Annotated in this window: 5 protein-coding genes; 3 read left to right on the forward strand and 2 right to left on the reverse strand. The window is 72.7% G+C overall.

The window, feature by feature from the left end; translation table 11 throughout:
* The 3 genes from KY469_22485 to KY469_22495 all read left to right on the forward strand — a co-directional run.
* Positions 1-259, forward strand: a 259-nt coding sequence (locus KY469_22485) for a hypothetical protein (GenBank protein MBW3665861.1), incomplete at its 5' end; no start/stop codon positions are given.
* Positions 256-726, forward strand: a complete 471-nt coding sequence (locus tag KY469_22490; protein ID MBW3665862.1) for a hypothetical protein — start codon at positions 256-258, stop codon at positions 724-726. The genes KY469_22485 and KY469_22490, both read left to right, overlap by 4 nt.
* A 78-nt stretch (positions 727-804) precedes the next feature.
* The gene (locus KY469_22495; protein ID MBW3665863.1) at positions 805-1,593 is read left to right on the forward strand and encodes an AMP-binding protein; all 789 of its coding nucleotides are present in this window, start codon (positions 805-807) and stop codon (positions 1,591-1,593) included.
* Positions 1,594-1,598: 5 nt separating this feature from the next.
* Here KY469_22495 and KY469_22500 read toward each other — a convergent pair whose 3' ends face one another.
* Together KY469_22500 and KY469_22505 are read right to left on the reverse strand one after the other, a co-directional pair.
* A complete protein-coding gene (locus KY469_22500; GenBank protein ID MBW3665864.1) occupies positions 1,599-3,410 on the reverse strand; it encodes a peptidase in 1,812 nt (603 codons plus the stop codon).
* 544 nt (positions 3,411-3,954) lie between these two features.
* Positions 3,955-4,220, reverse strand: a 266-nt coding sequence (locus KY469_22505; protein MBW3665865.1) for a TetR family transcriptional regulator, incomplete at its 5' end; no start/stop codon positions are given.

The following is a 4,220-nucleotide window of genomic DNA, read 5'->3' on the forward strand; positions in this document are numbered from 1 at the left end:
GCAGCTCGCTGCCGAGCTGAAGGAGAGCGAGATCTATGTGGCGCGGATCCACTCGCATCCCGGGCTTGCCTTCCACAGCCCGACCGACAACTCGAACCCGGCGCTGACATTCGACGGCGCACTCTCGATCGTGGTGCCCTACTTCGGACTCGGTCTCCGCCACGGACTCGATGCATGCGCGGTCCTTCAGCGCCACGCTGGTCAGTGGCTCGACCTTCCACCCGGCGCTCGGCGCGAGGCAAAGGTGACCTTGCGATGAGCGACCTTCGCCTGGCACTCGGCATGGACACCACCTCCGCGGCAGCTGCCCAGGTGACCGCGGCCCTCGATGAGGTCCGCGTGGTGGTGCGCCTTGCGTCCGGCCTCGACCCGCGGGCAGCACTCGCCGCAGGTGCGCTCGTGTCGATGGTGGCCCGCCTCCACGCGCATGTAGACATCGACGGCGATGCCTCCTGCGACGTCAACCCATGGGCGGCAAAGAGCGTCACCGACGTCCTCGGCCGCGTCGCGGCTCATCGTCCCGCCGCTGCCTCCGAGCCAACCCGAGACCTCGTCGTCGCCGTCGGCCTCCCGGAACGCGGAGACCAGACCGGCCAGCACCTCGCCGTTCAGGGCGTTGCGGGCATCCGGGCGGTTGATCGTCACGGTGAGCACCGGGCCCCGGCGTTCGGTGAGCACGACGTCCACGCAGCAGACCTTGTCGTCGACGGAACGGCGGCACCCTAACCGTCTCACCTCGGCGTCGGGTACCGGCCGTGGCTGTCCGGGCTGGCACGATGCGCACGTCGACGAGCTGGAGGACCGATGGCGCTGCCGCTGATCGAGGCGATCGAGGAGGGCAAGCCGGACGGTGGGGAGTACGACCACTCGTCCCTGTTCGTCGTCTCGACGGCCGGGGCGATCCTGTCGCGCACGGTCCGGCAACGGCTGGAGGAGGTCCTGGGCCAGATCATGCTGATCGACAGCTTCGGCTCGACCGAGACCGGCTACAACGGCGCCGCGACGCCGGACTCGAGCCCGGACTCGGGCCTGCGGTTCACGATGGACGACGACGTCGCCGTGATCGACGACGACATGGAGTTCGTCGAAGCGGGCTCGGACCAGGAGGGTTTCGTCGCCCAGACCGGCTACATCCCGGTGGGCTACTACAACGACCCCGACAAGACGGCCGCCACGTTCCCCGAGATCAACGGGCGCCGCTGGGTGCTCATGGGCGACCGGGCGCGGGTGGACGAGGACGGCACGATCCACGTGCTGGGGCGCGGGGCCGTGTGCATCAACTCCGGCGGCGAGAAGATCTTCCCCGAGGAGGTGGAGGCGGCGCTGAAGTCCCACCCGGCGATCGCCGACGCGGTCGTCGCCGGCGTCCCAGACGAACGCTGGGGCGAGCGCGTGGCGGCGGTCCTCCAGGTCCGCAAGGACGCGGACGCGCCGTCGCAGGAGGAGCTCGAGGCGCACCTCGACGGACGCGTCGCTCGGTACAAGATGCCGCGCGTCACCACGGTGGTCGATCAGATCGAGCGCTCACCGGCGGGCAAGGCCAGCTACGAGTGGGCCCGCGGCGTGCTGCGCGAACACGTGCGGGGCGCCTGACATCGTCACACCCACTCACGCGACCCGTGACGGGCCAGGCTCCCGCGCAGCAGCGCCCCGACGCCGATGAGGACGAGTGCCGTCCCGACGCCGCCGCCGGTCGCCGGTAGCCCCGGCGCGTCCGCGCGCGACCGGTCAGCCGACCCGGGGGCCGAGAACGTGACGGTGTGGTCGCCCTCGGGGACGTCCAGGGTCGCTGCCGCCGGTGCCGTCCCGACGCGTCGCCCGTCGAGCAGCACGACCGTGCCGTCCGGCACGCCGGTCAGCGCGAGGCGTGTCGGCCCGTCGGTCGCCACCGCGACCTCGGCGCCGGACGCGGCCGTGTCCAGTGCGGCGTCGTCCACGTCGACCTGGAGGGACGCCACCCCGGCGAGCTCGAGCGAGATCGACGGGGTGGTGGGTCCCGGCTCACCGACGGTCCAGTCGAGACGCTCGCGGACGGCGGGGGAGGGGGCGGCGTCAGTCAGGACCGACCGGGTGCGCACGAGCTCGTGCTCCGGCTCGGCGATCGCGGACGACCGCGCCCGCACCTCGGGCGGCCCGGCGGCATCGTCGCGCGCCCGGAGGTCCGACAGCCACCACGCCCCGTCGGGGCCGATGCCGAGCTCGTCGTCGACGTCGGCCGGGAACCACGTGTAGTCGATGCGGGCGGGGCGTCTGGGCGCGGTGCGGTCCTCCTCGCCGGCCCACGTGACGAGCTGCCGCCACCCGTCCTTCAGCGAGTACGCGACGCGGTCCTCGGTCGGGTGGACGTCGAACACGTACCGGTGACCGAGCTCGTCCAGCCGCGCGATCGTCTCGCGCGCCTGCGTGATCGGGACGAGCTGGTCGAGCGCACCGTGGTCGTGGTAGTAGGGGATCGACCGCAGGTTCGTCGCCAGCGGGAGGTCGTCGCGGGCGGCGGACGACAGCAGGAACATCCCGGCGAACAGGTCCGGGTGCATCGCGGCGATGCGCCACGCGCCGAACCCGCCCATCGAGTACCCGCCGATGACGGTGCGGTCCGGGTCCAGGGCGACGTGGCTGGCGACGTCGTGCCACACCTCCCACAGGTCGAGCTCGGCGACGTCCCGGTACTGACCGTCGGGGCCGCGGCCCAGGGTCGTGACGCACACGGATCGGCGCCCCTCGCACAGCGCACGCAGGGTGTCCGGTGCCGTCGCCGCGTACTGGTTGTGGTTGATCGTGAAGGAGTGGAGGAGCCACGTCAGGGACGCCGGTTGCGCGGGGTCGCGGTCCGACGGTATCCAGACGCCGTAGGGCTGCACCCGTCCGAGGTAGTTCGGGGCGCCGTCGGAGGTGGAACCCTCGCCCTGCACGCGCCCCTGGCCGAGCTCCACCGACGACACGTACCAGCGGTTCGACCAGCCGGTCGGCGCGGGTTCAGGATCGGTCCGCCCGTCCGCGAGCACACCCCAGTCGAGCTCCAGTGCGAACGGTGACACGTTGCGGGCCGACAGCGCCTCCGCCTGCGAACGGTCGAACCAGAAGTTGTGCTCGGCGGGTTCGTCGTCGTACCCGCGGTACCCGACGTTGTACAGCGACGCGCCCCCGGGCAGCGCGCCGTGCTCGGGCGTCAGCTGGAGGAACTCGTCCCCGTCCTCGTCGGCCAGACCGGCCCCGACGCGCAGCGTCCAGGTCCCCGCGACCGGCAGCGCGTCCCGCGGGACCGACACCACGAAGCTGCGGGCTGCGAGGTCCACGTCGTGGGTGCCGCCCAGGTCGCCGACGGGCGTCCGGTCGCCGGTCCCGAGGTCGAGCAGCCACGCGCCCGCGCCGGAGACGAGCAGCGCCCGGTCGATCCCGGCCGAGGACACGTTCGCCCCGGCCGGCCACGCGGCCACGCCGGTCGCGGGGTCGGCGTCGGTGTCCACGACGAACGCGGCGAGGGGGACGGACGCAGCCGCAGCACCTCGCGCCCGTCGCGACGCCAGACGCACGTGGCCCGGCCGTCACCGTGCCGGATGTCCAGGTCCTCGACCGTCTTCGGGAACCCCCAGATCTCGCGACCCGCCACACAGCTGAACGGCTGGTCGACCGGCAGGTTCACGATCCACGTCGACAGCCGTCCGCGGACGAGACCGACGAGGGCTCGGACGGCGGCGCCCCAGCCCCGCCGGCGCACGACCAGCGCGACGGACAGCTCGTCGTAGTCCCCGAGATCGTTGTCGCGGTAGTCGATCATCGTGAGGACCAGCAGCGCCCTGCCGGGGAGCGGAGCCACGGTCGCGAGGTCGTCGTCGGGCAGCAGCCGTCGAGCCGCGCGTGCGTCGACGAGGAACGTCGCCGACGCGGCGGAGGCGTCGCGCACCTCGCAGGGCAGCGGGACGGTCCGGCCCTCGACGGTCGCGGTCGCCCGCATCACCGCAGCAGCAGGCGCGTGGCCGTGCGCAGCTGCCCCTCCAGCTCGTCGATCGTCGCGCGCCCCGACTGCCACTTCAGTATCGACGAGAACCACACCTGCTCGAGGACCATCGCAGCGGTCCGGTCCTCGTCGTCCGGCTCGCGGTCGGAGCCGGCGATCGCCTGCGAGATCGCGTCGGTCGTCGTGGTGGTCACCCCGTCGACCTCCTCGGCCACGGACGCGTCCGCGAACATCAGCGCCCGCGTCATCGCCGAGGCCAGCC

The sequence above is a fragment of the Actinomycetota bacterium genome (assembly GCA_019347575.1).
Classification (GTDB): Bacteria; Actinomycetota; Nitriliruptoria; order Nitriliruptorales; family Nitriliruptoraceae; genus JAHWKY01.

Excerpts from the sequence above, each read along its gene's own strand:
- KY469_22495 (MBW3665863.1), top strand. The coding sequence starts at position 805 with ATGGCGCTGCCGCTGATCGAGGCGATCGAGGAGGGCAAGCCGGACGGT.
- KY469_22490 (MBW3665862.1), top strand. The coding sequence starts at position 256 with ATGAGCGACCTTCGCCTGGCACTCGGCATGGACACCACCTCCGCGGCA.